The organism is Bacteroides xylanisolvens XB1A (assembly GCF_000210075.1).
Classification (GTDB): domain Bacteria; phylum Bacteroidota; class Bacteroidia; order Bacteroidales; family Bacteroidaceae; genus Bacteroides; species Bacteroides xylanisolvens.
Window position 1 is genome coordinate 2,845,534 of sequence record NC_021017.1, and the last position, 24,276, is coordinate 2,869,809.

16 protein-coding genes are annotated in these 24,276 nt (G+C 40.2%); 7 read left to right on the top strand and 9 right to left on the bottom strand.

Annotation, left to right across the window (positions count from 1 at the left end):
* Window positions 1-11: 11 nt before the first annotated feature.
* The gene (locus tag BXY_RS11160) at window positions 12-1,691 is read right to left on the bottom strand and encodes a SulP family inorganic anion transporter (RefSeq protein ID WP_009040690.1); all 1,680 of its coding nucleotides are present in this window, start codon (window positions 1,689-1,691) and stop codon (window positions 12-14) included.
* A gap of 249 nt (window positions 1,692-1,940) precedes the next feature.
* Here BXY_RS11160 and rbr point away from each other — a divergent pair, with 249 nt between their 5' ends.
* From rbr to BXY_RS11180, 4 genes are all read left to right on the top strand, one after another.
* Window positions 1,941-2,519, top strand: coding sequence for a rubrerythrin (gene rbr, locus BXY_RS11165; protein ID WP_004298806.1), 579 nt, complete (start codon window positions 1,941-1,943; stop codon window positions 2,517-2,519).
* A gap of 153 nt (window positions 2,520-2,672) precedes the next feature.
* On the top strand, window positions 2,673-3,518 hold the full coding sequence (locus BXY_RS11170) for a DNA adenine methylase (protein WP_004298811.1): 846 nt from the start codon (window positions 2,673-2,675) through the stop codon (window positions 3,516-3,518).
* Window positions 3,511-4,824 (top strand): type II restriction enzyme, encoded by a 1,314-nt coding sequence (locus BXY_RS11175; RefSeq protein WP_004298814.1) that lies wholly within the window; start codon window positions 3,511-3,513, stop codon window positions 4,822-4,824. Before BXY_RS11170 ends, BXY_RS11175 begins: the two co-directional genes overlap by 8 nt.
* A gap of 9 nt (window positions 4,825-4,833) precedes the next feature.
* Window positions 4,834-5,673 (top strand): DNA-methyltransferase, encoded by an 840-nt coding sequence (locus BXY_RS11180; RefSeq protein ID WP_004298816.1) that lies wholly within the window; start codon window positions 4,834-4,836, stop codon window positions 5,671-5,673.
* Window positions 5,674-5,873: 200 nt separating this feature from the next.
* Here BXY_RS11180 and BXY_RS11185 read toward each other — a convergent pair whose 3' ends face one another.
* The 8 genes from BXY_RS11185 to nadB form a co-directional block, all read right to left on the bottom strand.
* Complete coding sequence (locus BXY_RS11185) at window positions 5,874-9,827, bottom strand: hybrid sensor histidine kinase/response regulator transcription factor (protein ID WP_008641511.1); 3,954 nt, start codon at window positions 9,825-9,827, stop codon at window positions 5,874-5,876.
* 238 nt (window positions 9,828-10,065) lie between these two features.
* Window positions 10,066-11,619 carry a RagB/SusD family nutrient uptake outer membrane protein gene (locus BXY_RS11190; protein WP_008641513.1) on the bottom strand — a complete coding sequence of 518 codons (1,554 nt, stop codon included), beginning with the start codon at window positions 11,617-11,619 and terminating at the stop codon, window positions 10,066-10,068.
* A 24-nt stretch (window positions 11,620-11,643) separates the two neighbouring features.
* Complete coding sequence (locus BXY_RS11195) at window positions 11,644-14,709, bottom strand: SusC/RagA family TonB-linked outer membrane protein (protein WP_004298825.1); 3,066 nt, start codon at window positions 14,707-14,709, stop codon at window positions 11,644-11,646.
* 17 nt (window positions 14,710-14,726) lie between these two features.
* Window positions 14,727-16,460: a glycoside hydrolase family protein gene (locus tag BXY_RS11200; protein WP_015531941.1), complete on the bottom strand. Its 1,734-nt coding sequence runs from the start codon at window positions 16,458-16,460 to the stop codon at window positions 14,727-14,729.
* Entirely contained in the window at window positions 16,444-17,706 is a 1,263-nt protein-coding gene (locus BXY_RS11205; protein WP_015531942.1) for an MFS transporter, read from the bottom strand. The genes BXY_RS11200 and BXY_RS11205 overlap by 17 nt, the downstream gene beginning before the upstream one ends.
* A complete protein-coding gene (locus BXY_RS11210; protein WP_015531943.1) occupies window positions 17,706-18,764 on the bottom strand; it encodes a glycoside hydrolase family 130 protein in 1,059 nt (352 codons plus the stop codon). Before BXY_RS11210 ends, BXY_RS11205 begins: the two co-directional genes overlap by 1 nt.
* A gap of 465 nt (window positions 18,765-19,229) precedes the next feature.
* Window positions 19,230-19,505: a DUF4884 domain-containing protein gene (locus BXY_RS11215; protein ID WP_004312856.1), complete on the bottom strand. Its 276-nt coding sequence runs from the start codon at window positions 19,503-19,505 to the stop codon at window positions 19,230-19,232.
* Between the two features lie 2 nt (window positions 19,506-19,507).
* Window positions 19,508-21,079 carry an L-aspartate oxidase gene (nadB, locus tag BXY_RS11220; protein WP_008641519.1) on the bottom strand — a complete coding sequence of 524 codons (1,572 nt, stop codon included), beginning with the start codon at window positions 21,077-21,079 and terminating at the stop codon, window positions 19,508-19,510.
* A gap of 106 nt (window positions 21,080-21,185) precedes the next feature.
* On the opposite strand from nadB, the gene BXY_RS11225 reads away from it, so the two are divergent.
* From BXY_RS11225 to BXY_RS11235, 3 genes are all read left to right on the top strand, one after another.
* Window positions 21,186-21,596: a PH domain-containing protein gene (locus tag BXY_RS11225; protein ID WP_004298836.1), complete on the top strand. Its 411-nt coding sequence runs from the start codon at window positions 21,186-21,188 to the stop codon at window positions 21,594-21,596.
* 13 nt (window positions 21,597-21,609) lie between these two features.
* Window positions 21,610-22,953 (top strand): dihydrolipoyl dehydrogenase, encoded by a 1,344-nt coding sequence (gene lpdA / locus BXY_RS11230; protein ID WP_015531944.1) that lies wholly within the window; start codon window positions 21,610-21,612, stop codon window positions 22,951-22,953.
* A 90-nt stretch (window positions 22,954-23,043) separates the two neighbouring features.
* Complete coding sequence (locus BXY_RS11235) at window positions 23,044-24,246, top strand: thioredoxin-like domain-containing protein (protein ID WP_208946919.1); 1,203 nt, start codon at window positions 23,044-23,046, stop codon at window positions 24,244-24,246.
* Window positions 24,247-24,276 lie beyond the last annotated feature (30 nt).

Below are 24,276 nucleotides of genomic sequence, written 5' to 3' on the forward strand. Positions count from 1 at the left end.
GATAATTAGTGTTATTCTACCAGACTTTTCGCTCTTTCCAATGCTACATTGATATTCGGGCAGATATTCTCTTTTCCCAGCAACTCGTAGAATCCGGCTTTTTCCAGTACATCATGCACGTTCTTGTTGACTCCCGAAAGGATAATGGTAGTCTTTTCCTTCTGTGACATTTCGCAGAGAGCAGTCAGGTTATGAATACCTGTGGAGTCGATAAACGGAACCTTGCGCATACGGATGATACGTACTTTCGGGCGGTCTCCCAGTTGTGTCATTGTTTCTTCAAACTTGGTAGCGATGCCGAAGAAATAAGGGCCGTTGATTTCGTATACCTCTATACCTTTGGGAATCATCAGGTTTTCTTCGTGTACGGTAATATCCGATTCTTTATTCGGGTCAATCTCATCGGTAATTACCGAGATTTCGGTAGTCTCCATGACACGTTTCATAAAGAGGACGCAAGCAATCACCAATCCTACCTCGATAGCGACAGTCAGGTCGAAGATAACGGTCAGGAAGAACGTGATAAGCAGTACGGTAACGTCCGATTTCGGATTCTTCAGTAAAGCTCTGAATACACGCCATCCGCTCATGTTGTAAGATACGATGACCAGTACTCCGGCAAGGCATGCCATCGGGATATATTGTGCGAGTGGCATCAGGAAGAGCAGAATCAACAGCAATACTACTGCATGGATGATTCCGGCTATCGGTGTCTTACCCCCGTTGTTGATATTCGTCATGGTACGGGCGATGGCTCCGGTGGCAGGAATACCTCCGAACAGAGGAGCTATGATATTGGCAGCTCCCTGTGCAATCAGTTCTGTATTGGAATCGTGGCGGTCGCCTATCACACCGTCGGCTACCGTGGCAGACAGCAGCGACTCGATAGCTCCCAATACGGCAATGGTGATAGCCACCGGAAACAGTTCCCTGATAGCTTCCCAATCCAACGCAGGCACAACGGCATCGGGCAACTCCGATTTAATGGTGAAGCGGTCGCCGATTGTCTGGATGCAGTCGATCCCTCCGAAAGTTTTCATCAGGTAAACGGCTACCGTGACTACGATGATGGCAATCAGCGAGCCGGGAATTTTCTTTGAGAACTTCGGAGTGATGGCGATAATAATAATGCTGACAATGCTAACGATGGTATTCCACCAGTTGATCGTGTCGAAGTGTCGGAAATAAATCAGCCACTTCCCGACGAAGTCTCCCGGCACTTTCTCGTCTCCGAAAGATAAACCGAAAATATCGGCAATCTGGGTTGTGAAAATAGTGACGGCGATACCGCTGGTAAATCCGACGATGATAGGATAAGGAATGAATTTGATGACAGCTCCCAGCTTGAACACTCCTAATAATACAAGGAGTACGCCCGCCATCAGCGTGGCTACAATCAGTCCGGCCTCGCCGTATTGTTGTATGATGCCATAGATAATGACGATAAATGCTCCTGTAGGACCGCCGATCTGGACTTTGCTGCCTCCCAACAGGGAAATGATGAATCCCGCAATGATAGCAGTGATAATACCTTTTTCGGGCGAAACTCCCGAAGCGATCCCGAAAGCGATAGCCAGTGGAAGCGCCACGATACCTACGATGATGCCGGCCATCAGGTCCGCCATAAACGTTTCTTTCGAATAATTCTTTAGACAAGAAACCAGTTTGGGTTTAAATTCAAATAGCTTCATTTTTAGATGTTGTTATACGTGTACTCTGTTCTTTTTTGCAAAGTAGAGGTTGCAAAATTAGATAAAATAATCGAAATAAGTATGTTTTTGAACATACTATTTGTCTGTTGATAGATTTCATCAATGAGGTGATAGTTTTTATTCATTAAGAAAAGGTGGTTTATTGTGAACAAATCGCTTATATTTGCGTTATAAATAGTACGACAAGTTACGTTTGGTAATCAACCAATTTAAAATATATATAGAATTATGGCTAAGAGTATTAAAGGAACTCAAACAGAGAAAAATCTGTTGACTTCATTCGCAGGAGAATCACAGGCTAGAATGCGTTACACTTATTTCGCAAGTGCAGCTAAAAAAGAAGGCTACGAACAAATTGCGGCTATTTTCACTGAAACTGCCGATCAGGAAAAAGAACATGCAAAACGTATGTTTAAGTTCCTCGAAGGCGGTATGGTAGAAATCACTGCCAGCTATCCGGCCGGTGTAATTGGTAATACACTTGAAAATCTTCGCGCTGCCGCAGCGGGTGAACATGAAGAATGGTCACTGGATTATCCTCACTTTGCCGACGTGGCAGAACAGGAAGGTTTCCCGATGATTGCTGCTATGTACCGCAATATCTCCATCGCAGAAAAAGGTCACGAAGAAAGATATCTTGCCTTCGTAAATAACATCGAAAATATGACTGTATTCGCTAAAGAAGGCGAAGTGGTATGGCAATGCCGTAACTGCGGTTACATTGAAATCGGTAAGGAAGCTCCTGAAGTTTGCCCGGCATGTCTGCATCCACAGGCTTATTTCGAGGTGAAGAAGGAAAACTATTAATCTACGGATGAATTAGATAGAGGGGATATATCCATTAGGTATATCCTCTTTATATGTTACTATGGAAATCATATTATACGATTCAGAAATAAAAAGATTAAAACTCTCCAAGTTTCAAATGGATTATCTATCTTTGCTACAAATTGCAGTTGTATGTCATCAAGAAGAACTAATAAACTTGTAGTTCCCTTTGTAAAGTGGGTTGGAGGAAAGAGGCAGATACTTTCAGAAATTGAAAAGTATTTGCCTTCAAAATTTGCAACTTACTACGAGCCTTTTATTGGTGGAGGAGCGTTACTTTTTCATATACAGCCAAAAAATGCCATTATCAATGATTTTAATGCTGAATTAATAAACCTTTATACTGTAATAAAAGAAAATCCATTAGAACTGATAGCGGATTTGAAAAAACATAAAAATGAAGCAGACTATTTTTATGAGATTCGGAGTCTGGATAGAGATAGAGAGAAATTTTCGGCATTAACAAACATAGAAAGAGCTTCGCGAATTATATTTCTAAATAAAACTTGTTATAATGGTTTATTTCGAGTGAATAGCTCTGGGGAATTTAATACTCCTTTTGGTAGATATAAGAATCCTAATATAGTCAATGAGATAACTATAAAAGCTGTCTCCTTATATTTGAATAATTCCAATGTCTTAATAATGAATGGTGATTTCGAGGAGGCTTTACATAACGTTTCTAAAGGTGATTTCGTTTATCTCGATCCTCCTTATGATCCGTTATCAAACAGTTCTTCATTTACGGGATATACTCAGGGAGGATTTGATCGTACAGAACAAGAACGGTTGAGAAATGTTTGTGATTGGCTGCATGCAAAGAAGGCAAAGTTTCTCTTATCAAACTCATGTACTGATTTGATTCTTGATTTATATAAGAACTATAACATAACTGAAATAAAGGCCATTCGATCCATCAATTCAGATGCTGAAAAGAGGGGACAGGTCTCTGAAGTATTAATAAGAAATTATGAATAATGCAAGTAAGATAGACACTAATTGGACGAAAATTTTTAATAAATATCCTATTCTGCAAACTATAAAAGATGAAGGAAAGTATATTATAACAGCACAACAAATTAAAGAATTTTGGGAGCCTCGTTTGATGACTAAACACGATCATAGTGTCAATAGACCCCAGATATTTATAGATAATTCTTTGTCTATTTTGCCAATTACACGAGGAAGCTATATTATTGGTGCAATGGACTTGTATCATGATTTTGCATTATCTGATAGAGAGAAAGTCTTTGATAGTACAGATAGTATGCCTGTTTCTTCACCTGCATTTATTGAGTCTATTGATTTTAATAATATCACAAGTGAGGCTACGGCTATTAATAGCATATATGTTTCGGATATTCTCAGGGATTTCTTGAATGAACCGACCTTGTTGCCTACGGTAAATGGGCGAATGGGAGCTGGAAGTTTCTCATTTAGTGTCAATTGTTTGTCAGGTGAAGATACTTCTCTTTTAGTGGATGTAAGTAACTCACAGATAGAGATTGATGGAGGTTATGAAGGAACAAATTCTTTGTGTTTGATTGAAGCTAAAAGTTCTCTTTCTACAGATTTTTTGGTACGCCAACTTTACTATCCTTTTAGATTATGGACTAATAAGATAACTAAGCCTATCAGACCTGTATTTTTATTGTATAGTAATGGTACATATTATTTATTTGAATATGCTTTTGAAGAAATAGGTAATTATAATTCCTTAAAGAGAGTGCAATATAAAAAATATCGTATTGAGAACGATGTGATAACCTTACAGGATATACTTGAGATACCAAAGCGTATTCCAGTTGTCAAGGAACCGCAAATTCAATTCCCACAAGCAGATTCGTTGGAACGCATTATCAACCTTTGTGAAATTATGAATTCGGATAATAAAGCGTTTAATAAATATGGTATAGCAAAAATATATAGTTTTGATGAGCGCCAGTCAGATTATTATGCGAATGCAGGTGTTTATTTGGGTTTAATTCAGCGGTATAAAAAAGGGAGTATCTACAATTATAAACTATCGAATTTAGGGAAACAAATTTTTAAATTGCCATTGCGAAGCCGACATCTTCGGGTGGCAGAATTGATTCTTAGCCATAGTCCTTTTAGACAGACATTGAAGAGTTATATTGATAATGCTAATATCCCATCTAAAGAGGAGGTAATAGATATCATGAGGCATTGCGAACTTTACCGCATGTCTGAAAATTTATATTATCGCCGTTCCAGTACAGTGATTAGTTGGATAAATTGGGTACTTAATTTACGTACTGAATAAATTCGTATAATGCCCTTAAAATCATATTATAAATCATCGGATGGAGCATTTACTCTTTTACTTGGCGATTGTCGACAACTTTTGTCACAGTTTGATTTTCAATTTGATATGATTTTTGCTGATCCTCCTTATTTTCTTTCGAATGGAGGGATTTCTGTACAATCTGGTAAAATTGTTTGTGTAGATAAAGGAGATTGGGATCGTAGTTTTGGCAAAGAATCCATTGATAATTTTAATTATAAATGGATTGCTGATTGTCGTGACAAACTTAAAGATAATGGTACAATTTGGATATCAGGGACTTATCATAATATTTTTTCTGTAGCTAATCAGTTAACTGAACTTGGGTTTAAAATTCTTAACTGCATTACGTGGGTGAAAACTAACCCTCCTCCTAATATTTCGTGTCGTTATTTTACATACTCGGCAGAATACATTATTTGGGCTCGTAAAAATAATAATGTTTCTCATTATTATAATTATGATTTTATGAAAATGAGTAATGCTAATCATCAGATGACAGATGTTTGGAATTTGTCTGCTATTGAGGGATGGGAAAAGATACACGGTAAACATCCTACTCAAAAACCGATAAATTTATTAGCTAGGGTTATTGCAGCTAGTACTAGGCCTGGGGCATGGATATTAGATCCTTTTGCCGGTAGTAGTACTACTGGTGTCACGGCTAATCTTTTGAAACGTCGATTTCTTGGTATTGATATTGAACAAAAGTACCTTGAACTTAGTATTCTACGGAGAAAAGACTTGGATTTTCCTAAGGTTCGTGCAGATTTTCTTTCTAGGATTTACAGCATTAATGTTCATGCTATCTCTTTAGAAGATAAATAAAATTGAAGTAAAATACTTGAATTTACAATATTAGAAAAATAAATAGGATGGATAGTTCTTATATGGAAAAGGTACATTTACTGAATATCCCTGCTTAAAGATACAAAAAAGGCAACTGACTTGCAATGAGTTAGTTGCCTTAAATTTTCTTATTTTAGGAATATCCCTACCTATTTTTCGGATAGCCTTTTTTGTATTATCTATTGATTCCGGTAATCTTTGGGAGATACACCGTATTGCTTTAAAAATTCCCGATAGAAATAAGATTTATTAGAGAATCCACATTTGAACATAATCTCGGATACGGTCAACTTGGTTGTCCTTAACAACTTGGCTGCATATTCCAGTCTAATACCTCGTACAAATTCACTCGGAGTCTTGTCTATTATTTCTTTGAACTTCCGATACAAGGTAGCTTTGCTCACTCCTACAAATTCGGCAATAGAAGAAGGGCTTAATAACTCATCATCTATATTATTCTTTATGAAGTCTGTTACATTCTGTATTAACTCTTCGTCTTCCGGATGAAGAACAATCCCGTCTTTTACTTTCACAGAAGACATGCTGGAATTGAAATAGTCCTTTAAAAGCATTTGTCTCGACAGCAGATTCTCTATGGTGGATATCACCTGCCTCGGGTGAAATGGTTTGACGATATAAGCATCCGCACCATGGTTAAAGGCATTGATCTGGTCTTCTACAGAAGCCTTTGCCGATATTCCTATGATCGGAATATAACTTGTTTTCAAATCGGATTTCAATTTATTAATCAAGCTCAAGCCGTCCATATTGGGCATGACAATATCACTTATAATAATATCAGGATGATTATGTTCTATCTCTTTCAAAGCCTCCACGCCGTCTTTTGCTTCGTGTATCACATAATCAAAGAGGACATCTTTCAGCAGGTCTCTGATATTCTTTTCATCTTCCACTATCAGTATGACAGTATCTTTGCGAGGGGATAAGTGATCCTGCCCGTTCTTTTCTTTCTGCAACGAATCTTTTTCATCCGTTACAACAAGTGAATGATCGGATGGCAGAGAAGGAATCACGACTGAAAATTCAACACTTTTTCCCAGTTCACTATTTACACTTATCTGCCCGCCTAATAATTCAACCAGACTCTTTGTTAGATTTAAACCTATGCCATTGCTTACAGAGTTACCCAATTTCGGAGTATCAAATATCTTATACTTATCAAATATCTCTGCCATCTGTTGCTCGGTTAACCCCTTGCCGGAATTTCTTACGAGCAAGTATAAGGTTTTATCAGGTTCATTTTGTGATATCTCAACATGAATATATCCATAACGAGGAGTATATTTGAACGCATTCGACAGTAAATTGAATATAATTTTTTCCAAAGCATTGCGGTCGGAATAGATCTCTGACGTATCATGGGTCTCTACCTTGAAGTCTATTTTATTCTCTTTCAGGATATCCACATAATTGTTGGAAGCATATTCCATCAATGATTTTACGTCCACATTTTCAGGATGCAAATCCATATTGCTCGATTTAGTTTTACGAAACTCCATCAACTCACTAATCAGCTTCTGCATCCTTTCGGCATTATTCTTTATTATTTGGAGATATTTCTTTGTACTACCATCTAACCCGTCCTGTTCCAACAAGTGCTGTGCAGGTGTATAAATCAAAGTTAGGGGGGTAAAGAATTCATGTGCCACATTGGTGAAGAAATTGAGCCGGGATTCATAAATCTTCTGTTCATGCCGTTTCTCTACCTGGGCTATAAGAACTTGGCGGCTTAACCGTATGCGATTTTTGATAACAGACTTTGTGATGTAGAAGATAATAATGCACAATATGGCATAGATAATCAATGCAGGAACACTAAGCCACCACGGATAACCTACCTTTATAGTTAAGCGATAAACGTTGTCTCCCCATACTTTGTCGCCATTCGTGCTCTTCACTTCAAGCTGGTACTCACCCGGAGGAAGTTGGGTAAAGATAATATTCGGATTATTACCTATCTCCACCCAATCATCCGAATGGTTCTTCAAGCGATAAGCATATTCACAGTTTTCATTGTTAATAAAGTCTTTGGCTATGAAATTGAAAGTCATGAATCTTTCTTCATAGCTAAGTTTCAACACTCCTTTTCTGATACGTTCATTAATGTCCTGTACCGTATTATATATCTTCAAACTACTTAATATAAGTGGAGGATTAAACTCGCGCAAATGTATATTTCGAGGATTGAAATAACTAAACCCGCTTACTCCTCCAAAGTACAAGAAGTCACGATGATCCTTGAAGAAAGCTCCATCAGAGAATTCATCATTCTGCAATCCGTCATTCAAGGTATAATTATCTATTTTATTGTTTTTTACATTCAGGCTAGACAATCCCTGGTTGGTACTGATCCATATCTTTCCTTCGTGGTCTTTTAATATTCCATGAATCGTTTTATTATTCAATTTTTCGTCGGCATATTGTATCAGGCGAAAATCATTCTCCTCCTTTTTCAATTCGTTCAGTCCATAACTTGTTCCTATCCATATATTGGCATCATCACGCAGTAAACACAATACATCATTATTAGTCAGCAAAATCCGACTATCCATATCCTCCAATGATTTTATGCTGTTATCTTTCATATTGATACAGTTCAAGCCTCCGCCACGTGTGCCAAACCATAACATATTGTCTTCCGGATCGGATGTAATGGCATAAACAACATCGTTATTCAATGAGATATTCTTATCCGACGAATTATATTGCCTGAATCCTTTAACGTGATAACGACCTTGCTCTCTGGAAATATTTATTTTGATCAAACCATATCCTGATGTCCCCACCCATAAAAGAGAATCATTGTTCGTAAAATAAATGTTATACACAGCCTTGAAAGGCGGATATTTATCAGGTATCTCAAGCTTTTCCAGTCGCCCTGTAGCAACATTCAATATATTGATTCCGTTTCCTTCCGTTCCGATAAAAATGTCATTCGCTTTATTTCTTCTCAAGGCATAGACAGAATTGGAAATCAATCCTTTACTCTCATTCAGATAATCTGTCAATTCTTTCGTTGCAGGATTCAACAGTTTTATTCCGCTTCCTTTTGTGCCTATCAGAATATTACCATCTTCATCTTCACAGAAACATCTCACAGGGTGACTGGTGTGAACGGTTTCAAATAAAGAGTCGTAATGATAAAGTTGAATTAATCCTTGTCCGTCCGTTCCTATCCACAATATGTTCTGACTACCGGAATAAAGAGTGAAGACTGATAACTGACTGGATAGTTCGTTCAGGTAGGTAAAAGTATTCTTTTTTAAATCATAATGAATACATCCCCCTTCTATAAAGCTGACGTACATCTTGTTCTCTGCTAAAATAACCTGCGATACAGGTTTGCTACTATCCAGCTCAATGCATTGGGAAACTGTAAAGTCGGGATTTAAAAGGAAAAGTTTGTTGTCTTTGTTTAAGATAAATCTGCCTTTCGACAGAAATATCTTATCTACAGGAGTCTGTATGTCGACTGTGCGTAAATCACTCTGTTTTCCTCCGTTAATGAGTAGATTGTAGGTCAGATACACAGTATTTCCATTATTTAAAAGGAAAAGCATACGGTCGGAATCACTCACGGAATAATCCTTTATATGACTTGCAAAGTCTGTGTTAATCGGATTAAACTCATCTTCAGAATCATTGTAGACAAAGAACCCCAGCCCCTTTATGAGGCAGATAATATCTCCTGCCGCACTCTTTCCTAAAATAAAAGACTTTTCCTGATTGGGTACTTTATTATCTGTTCTTAAATAATACCTTGTTATCTGACGGGTTCGTTTATCTAACCGATTGATTCCATTATCTGTTGCTATCCATAAACTGCCCTTACATTCGATAATCTGGCGGATAACGTTATTACTTATAGAATTCGGATTGTTTTTGCTATATCTGAATGTCGTAATTTCTCTTCCATTATATGCATTCAGTCCATCCCATGTCCCAATCCAGATCGTATGTTCTGCATCTTCCAAAATACAGTTTACTGAATTATTCGTCAGCCCGTTAACATTTGATATGTGTTTTGCCACATTAAAAGCATAAGACTTTGTGGAAGTGACAAATGCAATAATCAGAATAAAAAATAATTGTGCGTATAAGATGTTTCTCATGTAAATGAATGTTATTTATACGGTTAGGATAATAGCAAATATAAGGAATTTATTTTATTCCGCGCATATTTTCATCGGTAACAAGGGTGTATGATTTCACCGTCAACAACCAATCAATAATCAATAGGCGTTTGCTAGATTCAGTATTCATTCATGAGAAATAATAATGTCTTTTTCATGGTCAGTTGGTTGTTAAAAAAGGGCGGATTTTATAATCCGCCCCCTCATTTTATTCATATTAAAAACCCGGATTTTGGGAAAGAATATTGTTGCTCTTATCCCTTTCACCTTGCGGTATCGGAAACAGATAATCTCTGTCGTCCCTAAAATTGGCACCTTTCGATGTATTATATTTGGTTGCATAAGCACGCATAACGGTTCCGAAACGTTTTTGTCTCATCAGGTCATCCCGTCTCCATCCTTCCATTGCCAATTCACAACGACGTTCCTTCCAGATGATTTCTTTCAGACGCTTCTGATCGGTTTCTGTTATGTCGGGCAGTGTATTAGTTGTTGTAGCAGGAATATACGCCTGTTGATCTCTTCTCGGATCTATCGGATTAGTTTTGCGGGCTCTTTCTCTTACATCATTCAGGTAAGGAAGTGCAAGCCCTGGTTTTCCATTTTCGTTTAATACTTCAGCATACATCAAGAGAACATCGGAATAACGGATCAAGCGAATGTTGTAACTAATCATCCAGACGTCGAAACCAGTTTTTTCTACTGCTGGCACAGTCATCTTGTAATCATGATAACCGCTTGGAGATTCAGCATTGTCCTGCGCTTCAGTATCACCTTTATATCTATCACCAGTCTGTGTGAATACATAAGTAATACGCGGGTCATCTGCATCAAAGGCATCATAGAGGTCTTGGGTTGGTACGTGAAATCCATATCCCTGATAACCGGAGATGCGTCTGCTTGTGAAGAAGTGAGGGACATTGGTACCTGTGGCTATGTTTTTGTCATATACTTTGTTGGCAATCTCAAATACTGATTCCGAACTGTTTTCATATTCAGTGCGCCAGTTCATGCCGTAATCACTCAACAATGTATAGTCTTTGTCTACTTCAATAATATCATGAAGTACCGTTTCGGCAGAGGTAAAATCACCTTTGAACATGTACGTTTTAGCAAGCATTGTTTTAGCAAAGCCACGTGTTGCACGATAAGCATCATCTTCAGAGTAATCTCCTTTTGCAGGAAGTGCGGAGGCATCGGTTAAATCATTCACAATACATTCATATACCTTCTCCAATGGGGAGCGGGGTATCTGCAGTATTTCAGCGGGTTGCATCGGCGTAGTGATTAAAGGCACTTCTCCGAATGTAGTGACCAGGCAATAATACCCGAATGCTCTCAATGCTTTTGCCTCGTTTGCATAACGTTTCAATAGTTCTTCGTTTCCTATTGCATCAGGAGCATAATAAATCACATCGTTACAACGATTGATTAATCTGTACAGAATCTCCCAACGACGTCCTACTTCACCATTGGTTGTGTAGATCGTAAAGTCGGACAAGTCGCGTACTTCGGCACGGTCACCGTCATTTCCTCCTCCTTTTAGAGCATCATCCGTACTGCAATCACCTACAAAATAATGATTTAATGCATATTCATTCCAAGTTGTACGTAATTGAAGATAAGCTCCAGTCAAGGCTTGTTCAATATCGCTTTCCTTCTGATAATAATTATCGCTTGTGGTTTTACCATAACTTGGTTCGTCGAGAGAGCAGCTATACAACCCCACTCCGGCAAGAGCCCAGCATATTATAAATAATATTTTTCTCATAATGTAATGTCTTTTTAGCTAGATTTAAAATTGCAAATTAACTCCAAAAGTGAATGTACGTGAAGACGGATAACGTGTAGTATCCACTCCCATATCCAATGGGTTATTGATACCCAGTTCCGGATCAAGTCCGGAATAACCGGTTAAAGTAAATATATTCTGACCGCTCACATAGAATCTACAACTTGAAAACAGTTTGCTCTTCTGGCAAATGTGACTCGGCAATGTATAACCTATTTGCATATTCTGTAAACGCAGGTAAGAACCATTCTCCACATAGAAAGAAGAACCTCTCATATTGTTGTTAGAGTCAGAGTTGGTTATGCGTGGATATACAGCATCCAAATCCCCGTCTTTTGTCCATGCTTTTGTGTAAGCATCCGCCAATGCATTCTGGCGTCCTGCTGAAGCAAGGCTTCCTTTAGCAACGTTCCAGATGTCATTTCCAATAGTTCCTTGGAATGCCATGCTTACATCAAAGTTCTTATAACTAAATCCTAAGTTGAAACCATAAATGAGGTCCGGATTAGGATCACCGATAAAAGTACGGTCATCATCATCGTTCAATTCGCCTGATTCTCCTAATTTGGCAAACTTGAAATCACCCGGTTGTGCATTAGGTTGAATCTTGGTACCATTCTTATCCACATAATTGTCTATCTCTTCCTGATTCTGGAATATTCCTATTTGTTTGTACCCCCAGAAACGTCCGATAGGACCTCCTACATACGTACGGCTAGTGTTTCCACTCAAATATTCCGATGTAAGTTTGGTTACCTCTGTCTTATAAGTAGACATGTTCAGCCCTACATTGTAATTAAAGTCTTTTCCTATCTGGTTACGGTAGTTGACTACTATTTCGAAACCGGTATTCTTCAAGTCTCCCGCATTAAAGAAGGGGCTGTTAGGGAAGGCGCCAAAAGAAGGAATAGGCATATTGAGCAACATGTCACTTGTTTTCTTTACATAAAAGTCCATACTTACATCAAGGCTGTTTTTAAAGAAAGACATATCTAAACCGACATTGGTTTGCTGGCTGGTTTCCCATTTAATATCTGCATTTCCCACATAAGTCGGGACGTAACCTTGTGAGTACCCGTTTCCAAAGTACCACTGATTCTCATTATTGGTGCCAATCAACGTAAGAGGCGCGTCTCTATCAATTCGTTGGTTACCATTCTGTCCCCAGCCTACACGCAGTTTTAAATTGGAAATTGTATTTTCAATGTTCAGGTTCTTGAAGAATTCTTCATTGCTCACTCTCCAACCTAATGAAACTGATGGGAAATAGCCCCAACGGTTACGTTTGGCAAATCTTGAAGAACCGTCGGCACGGAAATTGACTGTAGCAAGGTATCTGTCATCATATACATAGTTGATACGTCCCAGGTACGACAACATAGAAGATGTTTCTTTACCTCCCGAGGTGTTATCTCCAGCTGTTTGTGCATCAAGTATCTGATAGATTTCATCGTTACCTAAAGCCTTTCTCTTAAATGCATTAATGCCTTCGCTACTGTTCTTCTCATAAGTCATGGCAACCATTGCATCCAGTTTATGCCTGCCTATTGTCGTGTTGTAATTAAGGCGTTGTTCCACTTGATAATTAGAAGTAACAGCGCTATTATTATTCAATTGAGTTTCTTTATTATATTTACTTTCCTGATTCGCTAAGTTATCTTCCGAAAAAGTAGACGAATAGACAGGACGGAAGTCTTTGAAAGTATCATGGTATCTTTCGAAACTATACTGTACCCGATAGCTCAATCCTTTATACAATTTGATTTGGGCAAACACATTACCAAATACATTGAATATGTCATTGTATCTATTAGGAAGTTCGAGCATGGCTACCGGATTAGGGTCGTAAGACCACTCGGTAGGCGCATATTTGTTATATTCGTAATTTTCAGAAGACGGATCTACCAACGGGCTGATAACAGGGGTAAAAGGATCAGCTTTTTGAATGAAATCGAATGAAGGAATTGCTCCTGCGTCACGTTTTCTTATCTTTGCCAGATTGACATTGGCGCCAACAGTGATAAATTTGTTAATATCATATTCAAGATTCGCTTTAAGTGAAAGTCTCTTGAATTCAGTAGTGATGATTGCACCCTGATCGTCTACATATCCTAAACTTAAAGAAGATCTCGAATTATCTGTCCCCTTACGGATGCTTAGATTATAGTTCTGGTTGAAAGCTGTACGGGTTACTTCATTCCACCAGTTGGTATTATAACCTTTCTGATACTGATTGGTAAACTTATCCTTCATTGAGTTTTGAAAGCTTGCATCATTTTCATACGCTTTCATGATGAAGTTGTAGTATTGGTCGCTGTTCATCATGTTCAATGCTTTATAACTGTTTTTTACACCTACATAAGCATCTAATGTTACAGTCGTTTCACCTTTCACCCCTCCCTTGGTAGTAATGAGGATTACTCCATTAGAACCTCTCGAACCATAGATAGCGCAGGCTGAAGCATCTTTTAATACTTCCATACGTTCAATATCAGATGGATTCAGGCTGCTGATGTTATCCATGAACTGTCCATCAACTACATACAATGGATTGTTGTCATTGACGGTCCCTAAACCTCTCACGCGGATCACTGCATCCGATCCCGGCTGGCCGGAACTGGCGGCAACAAATACGCCGGCTGCCTTACCTGTTAGTAGTTCGGATGCATTAGATACTGCATAGTTCTTAATATCCTTACTACTTATAGAAGCCAAAGCACCGGTAAGGTCACTCTTTCTTTGAGTACCGTAACCAATAACCACAACCTCATCCAATTCATTATCGGACACTAGATTTACATTGTACGTTCCGCTATTTGTTACGTTTACAATTTCAGTTTTAAAACCGACATACGAGAATGAAACTTTATTTGACGATACTTTTAATGTATATTTACCGTCAAAATCAGTGATAGTACCATTGGTCGTTCCCACTTCAAGAACAGAAACTCCAATTAAAGCCTCTCCGGTATTACTGTCGTATACCACACCCGAAATACTCTTGGTTTGCTGTGCAAAGACATTTGTGCAAACAGCAAGAATAAGAATGAATAATAAATGCTTACTCATAGTTTATACACTTAGATTTAATTATATGAAATGATATTTTGTTTATTCGCAATAATCTTACCATCTTTCAGTTCTAATTCTGTTCCGGCGGGAAGTTCCACAATTACTCTTGCGTCATTGGCCGGGATCTCAACGGAGCCATTTGTCTTTATATTTTTTGCTATATATTCTTTGGCAACAATATCAAACAAATCGCATGGTTGGGTAGCTTGATAAGTAATGGTTTTGGTCTCTTTATGAGGGTTATAATAGAGATAGACCGGATAAGGTTTCTCTGTATAGAAGTCTGTGACATTACAATCCAGCCGGAGGATACCCTCCACATTCGTTTGACAAACAATGGCCCCTAAAATACCAACAGGAGAAGAACTGTAAACGCTGAACATGCTCTCCGTCGGATTACCTTTTATCCATTTGGGACCATCGCCGATTGCAACCGGACTAACCCCTTTTAATGATGCTTTTCCATAGTCATCCGTTTTTCGTAAACCTTCATAAGAAACATTATCATAAGTAATGTCCTTCAATTCCGGAGCCCATTGATGTGCTTCATCTATTTCCCCCGGATAGAACAAACGACATGCACTTGCATTGTTCAACATCCACTTGCCGATAGCCTTTGCATATTGAGGCTGATATTTCACCATCGGAATGAAAGGCCAGGCGGGTTTGATACTGTTCATAAGGAATGCATATCCTCCGCCGTCTGTGATACTTCCTTGCAGACCACTTACATCATAATCACCCCATTTTCCTACAATAATTCCCCAACCGGTTCTTCCTGCAGGGCTTTTACATCCGTCAAATACCCAATCAAGAAGTTTGGCTACATCATAGTTAGCCCCCTCTATTGCATTCAAATAGGCTGCCGTATACACTCCGAGTGGTAAAAGAGCCTCGTAAAAACGGCTTTCTTTCTGGGCAAGCAGGGCTTCGATGGCACTTTTACTATGTTGCAGATAACGTGGATCACCAAACTTATGATAAGCACACAACAATACATAAGCATGCCCACCGGCGGCGTCTTGTTGCAATGGAATATTATTAACCATTCCTTTCATTTGTGCATAGTCAAAATAAGAATAGTCGTAATTTCCATTCAATACAGAATCTGCTTTAACAAACTGCTCTGCAATACTTTTTTGTATCTTCTCTGCCCCGTCTACATTGGGGAAAACATCGCAAATAGCATAATATAAGGCATTGGGTAATACATCATACCACCAGTCGCGGCCATAGCCTCCTCCTAAAAGGGCTACTGACGGAGTCGTATTGTTCATGACTATATTCCAGCCGTTATCAGAATTGAAATAATTCTGCACCATTTTTACATAGTTATATCCATCTTGATTCGTCTTGTCAATCCCTACAAGGCCGGCACCAAGAATAGCTGCCAATGAGTTCAGACTTTCATGGAACTCTCCGTTATTGGCATTCTTTCCCTGACGAATATCTTTAATGGCAGTATATAAGCCAAATGTAGTCTGGTCCATATTTCTGCGGGCGTCATCTAACCAGATTAATGGTCCGACTTCGCTTTTATTATTCCAGTCAAAGATAAACTGGTCATACTTTTGGGCTTTTTGTTTCCAGTCCAGCATTTTATAAGTTTCAGGCATATCAGGCATAGAGTCTACCCTATGGATGGAAACCTGCTTTACCTTTTCACCAAAGTTATTTCCGTTGCCCGAGCAAGATGCCAGGAGACAAACGGTCATAAGTACAAAAACACCTTTACTTGTCATTTTCATGTTCAATAGTATCAGTTTGATTAGTAATATTCTTAGCTAAAGGATATGCCGCTAATTGTAATCCGGCAACAATCACCAGCGCATATTTCAATGCAAAATCCTGCGATACACAATAAGCAAGGAAGATAAACAGTAGTAAACCGAAAGCTCTTCCAAGGAAAAGGCCGAACTCATGGCTTAGGATATATGCATATTCGTTTCTATTCTCAATCTTTGCAACTGCATCAATTGTTCTCATCATAATGGGGAAGTAAGCCAGGTCGAACAAAGGCTGGAATATCACTTTGCAAAGGACGAAAAGGATCACTCCTGTAGCAGAGAAGAGAATACCGTTGAATAGTGTACCGACAAAGAATACGATTAATCCTCCTACAAAGATTTTCAAACGGTCTTGCGGGCGGGCCATACGTCCTAATACATACACCAGGACAGCGGTCAGTGCCCCGCTAACTCCCTGAATCAATCCTAACGCTCCTTCATCTCCTACCAGCTTCAATACCAATATAGCTGGTGCTGTTACTAAAAAACCTTGAACCATTCCTTTCAATCCGGCTAGCCACAGCATCTTTTTCCAAAGTATGTTGAAGCGGAAATAGAGGAAGTTTGTTTCTTTGGGGTTCTCGAATTTACCTTTCCACAGTGTCATGCAGGCGATAACGGTAATGACTACTGCTGCCATCGTAACTACACAGTAAGAGGTATTGATATTGAAGAGGAATCCGAAAACTTCTTTTCCATCTATCTGGCTGATAAATGCGCCTATAATTAAAGGAACACCGATGGAGGTAATAGAAAAGAAGAAAGACTCTAGTCCGAAGAAATAGTTACGGCTGTTGTCGTTGGTATTATAGAGAGCCAGCAGGTATCGGTTGGTCCAGAAGAAACCAGAAGCTGCTCCCATTAAAAAGCCGGCTAGACCAAGTTCGATGAAGCCAAGTGACTTGATGGTCATCATACCGAACATGGAAATGCCACTTACCAGGATTCCTACCGAATAAAGCGTCTTCACACTGTATTTCTTTAGCAGATAACCGTTAACAAGAGAGGTAGTAATGATGCCTATATACATTGCCAGCTGATAAAAAGCAACCATCACCGGATCGCTCGTGTTCCTCATGATATAGGCTCCCACAAAGATTTCTACTATCGGTAGTACCAATGCATAAAGCATATTGGTAACCAACAGTGTTCTCATGTTAGGTTCCTGTTGCTTAAAGAACAGATATTCTTTTTTCAGTTTATTCATTACTTCTTTTGTGTCTGTTTTAATACGTTTAATATCTCTGAAATGGAAAGCTCTGCCTTACAAATCACTTCATCGCTTGCTCCATAATACATGGTTATCGTATCGCCGTCCACCAAATGCCCATTAGTGAAAACTACATTTCCGAAGAAACCTGTTTGCTCATAAGCGGCGATAGGTTCCATGATCGGTTCTTCGCTTCTTGCAATCACTTTTGAAGGGTCATTTAAATCGAGTAATAAAGCCCCCAAGCAATAACGGTGATTAAAATCGGCTCCATGATAAATCTCCAGCCAGCCTTCTTCTGTCTTTATTGGAGCTGCCCCTGCCCCTACACGTGCGCAATCCCACATTCCGTCACGAGTGGTTGCCACACATTTGTGGTTTCCCCAATGCAAGCGGTCGGGCGATTCTGCCAACCATATATAATTGCCGCCAAGTTCGGGACTGCTCGGGCGATGAAGAGCGAAATACTTGTCACCTATCTTCTGTTCGAATAATGCACAATCTTTGTTATGCGGTGGGAATATCATTCCATGCCGTGTATAGTTTTTCCAATCATTGGTGTGAATCAGTCCAACCCCTACAGCTACCGACGATACTTCTGTGAAAGTAAGGTAAAAACCATCTTTGGTTGTTGCAACACGGCAATCCTCAATACCGAATGCTTCCAGCTCTCCTTTTCCGAAAATAGGTGGAAATTCCGGTTCATCTTTGAAGTGAATACCGTCGGTACTTGAAACCAATCGTAAGTAAGACATCGTGGTCAGATAATTCTTTCCTTTGTAACCGATAACGCGTGGGTCTGAAGCATCTAAATCGGGATCATTCTTTAAAAACGAAACCACTTCTATTTTTCCTTTTTCATTATATATAGGAAAACTGATAATTCCTTCTTTCTGTATAGGTCTTTCTGCGACGCGCAAAAGTAACCAAATTTTGCCTTGATATTTGAAAACTCCGGGATTTAACAAACATGTAATTTCCATTCCGTTGATTCCCGCTTTTAAATCTTTTGGAGCCAGTAGGGGGTTCTGCTCACATCTTTTAGCTATATCCATAATATTTCGATTAGTGATTATTTCTGTGAACAAAAGTATGAGATGAAAGACAGGAAAGCGTTTACTATATTCTCAAAGAGGTGTACACATGCTCAAGAACATGTTTTTAAGAGGATGATATTGGGGAATGATTTTAGAAGAGGCAGGGATATTCGTATTTATATGCTGTACTATTTAAAAGCTTGATTTATAGATGGATGTGCACTTCGTTGAAGTGTATTATATTCTCATAAGTGTATAGTATAGTTTCTTTGAGGAGTGCAAAAGAAACATATAAAGATAAAAAAATAAGAGGCCAAACTCAAAAATATAATTTGAGGAAGCCTCTTGTTTTTTCTTTTTAATAAAAATGATACTGTAAATCCTATTTCTTCACGTATGGATAATCTATCGTATATAATCTGTCAGAGTTTGTTTGATAGAGGTGAAGCCGTTAAAAAAAAATTGTTAGACAGCTTCTTTTCGTTATCGGTTTGGTATACTGTCTTTATAAATAGTAATTGTCCTTTTTCTTGTTGAATCATTCTTGATACTGGTTACATCTCCCCGGGTCGTGAAATACACATAGTTTCCCAGATCGAGAAAACGGTATACTTTCACTCCGTCGTGCTCGAACAGATAACTGACTTCATAAGTCTGGTTATTTTCTGATTTTCCGCTTTTCAGTGGAATACCTGCATAGCAGGAAGCTAGTCCCGTTATGCAGAAGAAAAGAATAAAGGTCCGAATCAATGTTTTCATAATCATTTCTTCACGTGTGGATAATCTATCGTATAATGTAATCCGCGGCTTTCCTTACGCTCCATTGCTTGGCGCATAATCAGATAACCCACATTCACCATATTACGCAATTCGCAGATTTCTCTGGACGCTACGCTACGTTTGAACAGGCTTTCAGTCTCTTCGTAGATAATATCGAGTCTGTCCCAGGCACGTTTCAGACGGAGGTCACTGCGGACGATGCCTACGTATGTACTCATAATTTGATTCACTTCCTTCATACTTTGCGTAATGAGCACCATTTCTTCCGGAGAGCGGGTTCCTTCGTCATTCCATTCGGGAATATCTTCATTATAAGAATACTGATCAACCGCTTGCAGACTGTGCTTGGCGGCAGCGTCGGCATATACCACTGCTTCTATCAATGAGTTGGAAGCCAGACGGTTTCCACCATGCAATCCGGTGCACGAACATTCTCCCACGGCATAAAGGCGTTCGATGGAAGATTGTCCGTCCAGGTCGACAAGAATACCTCCGCAGAGATAGTGGGCGGCCGGGGCTACCGGGATATAATCTTTAGTGATGTCGATGCCCAGGCTAAGACATTTCTCGTAGATATTGGGGAAGTGTTTCTTTGTTTCTTCGGGATCTTTGTGGGTGACGTCCAGATATACATGGTCGTCTCCACGGTTCTTCATCTCGTTGTCGATGGCGCGTGCCACGATGTCACGGGGAGCGAGCGAAAGACGGGGATCATATTTCTGCATGAACTCTTTTCCGTCCATGGTGCGCAGTACGCCTCCGTAACCACGCATTGCTTCCGTTATCAGGAAAGAAGGGCGGTCTCCCGGATGATACAGGGCGGTAGGGTGGAATTGTACAAACTCCATATCCTTCACCGTACCTTTGGCACGGTAAACCATGGCGATACCGTCTCCGGTAGCGACTAGCGGGTTAGTGGTTGTTTTATAAACGGCTCCTACTCCACCGGTAGCCATTAGCGTCACTTTAGCAAGATAGGTATCTACTTTTCCCGTTTTCGGATCGAGGATATAAGCACCATAACATTTGATGTCCGGTGTCTGGCGGGTTACAGTCACTCCCAGGTGATGCTGTGTCAGGATTTCAATGGCAAACTGGTTTTCGATGACCGTGATATTCGGATGGCGTTGTACGGCTTTAATCAGGCTGTCTTGAATTTCTGCTCCTGTATTGTCTTTATGGTGAAGAATACGGAACTCCGAGTGTCCGCCTTCGCGGTGCAAGTCAAATTCGCCTTTCTCGTTTTTGTCAAAATCCACTCCCCACTTAATCAGTTCTTCAATTTGTGCGGGAGCTTCGCGCACTACCTTTTCTACTGCGGCACGGTTACTGATCCAATCGCCGGCAATCATTGTGTCTTCAATGTGCTTGTCGAAATTATCCACCAGAAGGTTGGTGACGGAGGCTACACCTCCCTGGGCGAAGTACGTATTGGCTTCTTCCAGCCCACTTTTACAGATAAGAGCAACTTTACCTTTGTGCGCCACTTTCAGCGCAAAACTCATACCGGCAATTCCGGAACCGATAACGAGGAAATCGAATTTTCTTACCATAATCTTGTTATTTCTCACCGCAAAGCTACAAAATAAGTTACTTCGTTGTACTTTTCGTTGTCACTAATTCATAAAATTGCTACCTTGCAGGCAAAAATCTGACAAAATGAATCGAATTTTTCATGCTCGCATCGCCTGGTACCAATATTTCCTGTTGGTGGTGCTTACTGTAAATGCTGTTGGCGCATTGTGGTGCAAATATATCTTGGTAGCGGTACTGTTTATGCTGATGCTGATTGTAGTGATCGAACAGATTATACATACTACTTATACGTTGACTACAGACGGTAACCTGGAGGTTTCACGCGGCCGTTTTATTCGTAAGAAGGTTATTCCGCTTTCCGAAATCACCACAGTCAGGAAATACCATTCCATGAAGTTCGGTAGTTTCTCGGTGACGGATTATATCTTGATAGAATACGGAAAAGGGAAGTTTGTTTCGGTGATGCCTGTCAAGGAACAGGAATTTGCAGAACTACTCGAAAAGAGAATGTTTGAAAAGAAGATAAAAGAGTAACTGATTATATACTATGAAATATCAAGTGATTATCATCGGTGGCGGTCCTGCGGGATATACGGCTGCCGAAGCTGCCGGTAAAGGTGGTTTGAGCGTATTGCTTATCGAAAAGAATAGTCTGGGTGGCGTCTGTCTGAACGAAGGCTGTATTCCTACGAAAACATTGTTGTATTCGGCAAAGACTTATGACAGTGCAAAACATGCATCAAAGTATGCAGTCAATATCCCGGAAGTCTCTTTCGATTTGCCTAAGATAATAGCGCGTAAAAGTAAGGTAGTGCGTAAACTGGTGCTGGGAGTGAAAGCGAAGCTGACTGCCAACAATGTTACAATCGTATCGGGAGAAGCGCAGATCATTGATAAAAATACGGTTCGCTGCGGGGAAGAGACTTACGAAGGAGAGAATCTGATATTATGTACGGGTTCGGAAACCTTTATTCCTCCTATTCCGGGAGTGGACGCGGTGAACTACTGGACGCACAGAGATGCTTTGGACAGTAAAGAATTGCCGGCTTCTTTGGCTATTGTTGGTGGCGGGGTAATCGGTATGGAGTTTGCGTCGTTCTTCAATAGTTTGGGAGTACAGGTGACGGTGGTTGAGATGATGGACGAAATCCTGGGTGGAATGGATAAGGAGCTTTCCGCTTTGCTCCGTGCAGAATATACAAAACGAGGTATTAAATTCCTGCTTAGTACGAGAGTGGTCGGCTTGTCGCAAACGGAAGAAGGGGCTGTTGTTTCTTATGAGAACGCGGAGGGAAACGGCAGTGTCATTGCAGAGAAGCTGTTGATGAGTGTCGGCCGTCGCCCGGTGACGAAAGGTTTCGGGCTCGAAAACCTGAATTTGGAGCAGACGGAGCGTGGTGCTATCAGAGTTAATGAAAAGATGCAGACTTCTGTGCCGGACGTGTATGTTTGTGGTGACCTGACAGGATTCTCTTTGCTCGCCCATACGGCTGTTCGTGAAGCGGAAGTTGCCGTACATTCCATCTTGGGAAAGGAAGATGCCATGAGTTATCGGGCTATTCCGGGCGTAGTCTATACCAATCCGGAGATTGCTGGAGTGGGTGAAACGGAGGAGTCGGCCTCAACGAAAGGAATCAATTATCAGGTTATCAAACTTCCGATGGCTTACTCCGGCCGTTTTGTGGCGGAGAATGAAGGCGTGAACGGAGTCTGCAAAGTATTGCTGGATGAACAGCAGCGGGTGATTGGCGCTCATGTGTTGGGAAATCCGGCTTCGGAGATTATCACTCTTGCGGGCACTGCCATTGAGCTCGGATTGACGGCAGCGCAATGGAAAAAGATTGTTTTCCCGCATCCTACGGTAGGAGAAATCTTCCGGGAAGCTCTATAAACGGATTCCGATATCTGACATCGTTCATTGATGAAGATACCTATCTGATTCATTGATGAGGGGGTATCTCACTGATAAATCGAATATATGATGAGAAAATATATAATCACTCCGGCCTTATTGGCAATAGTTTGTATGGTGATGTGTCATTGTACATTTAATCGTAAAGCGTCAGTTGCCGCCAATGAATATTTGATTCAGGGCGAATTGGCCAATCTTCCCGACAGCATTGTGATCGGCCTGTATGAAGAAGACGGAAATATTCTCAACTGTGTCTTGAGAGATACGCTTATGAATGGACAGTTCTCTTTCCGCGACACGGTTTCTACCACACGGAAAATGCTGATTATGTCTGATAACCGGGGCTTCCCGGGTACATGGCTGGAAGTGTGGATCGCACCGGGGGAATACATCGAAATCAAGGGACAGGACAAACTAGTGAAAACATGGGAAGTAGTAAGTGATGTGCCGGAACAGCAGGAAGAAAACCGCTTTATGGCTTGCGCGATGGCTCAACAGAAAGAACTGATGCAATACATGGCAGCGGAATATGACTGGCAACGGATGATGTTCATTGACCATCCGGGCGACCGGGAGTTTGAAAGTCAGGCGTGGGCCAAGATAGATTCTATCCGGAAACTGTCAATGCCGTTGCAGCAGGAAATCTGGAAAAAGGAAATGGAATACATGGAAGAAGCTCCCGTCTCCCCGGTGTGGATGGACAGGTTACTGTTTTTTGCTTCCATGATGAAATATAAAACCATCATGCCTTATGAAGAAGAGGTGAAAAAACTCTATGCCCGAATGTCCGAAGCTGATAAACAAACAGGTGGCGGACAGGAGATTACAGCCTATGTTTATCCTCCCGCTACCGTAGGAGTTGGAGATATGATGGTGGATGGAGACCTATATGATGCGAATGATTCTCTCCGTCATATTTCCGAGTTCAAAGGAAAATTCATCTTACTCGATTTCTGGAGTAGCGGGTGTGGTCCTTGCGTGGAGTCGATACCCGAAATGGAGAAGGTGATGGATCTGTACAAGGATAAAATGACTGTGATTAGTATTAGTGAGGACCCGAAAGCACGTTGGAAAGAGTATATCAAGACGAAAGGAATAGGCGGTAACCAGTGGAACGAACTTCGTAAAGGACGTACCGGTCTTGCCCTAAACTATCAGGTACGGGGAATCCCTCATTATGTCTTGATTGCTCCTGATGGAAAAATCCAGGATGTATGGTCCGGATATGGCGCCGGTTCGCTTCTTGGACAGGTAGAGAAAAACTTGAAATAGATAGAGGTAAGATACGATCATTTGTTGATG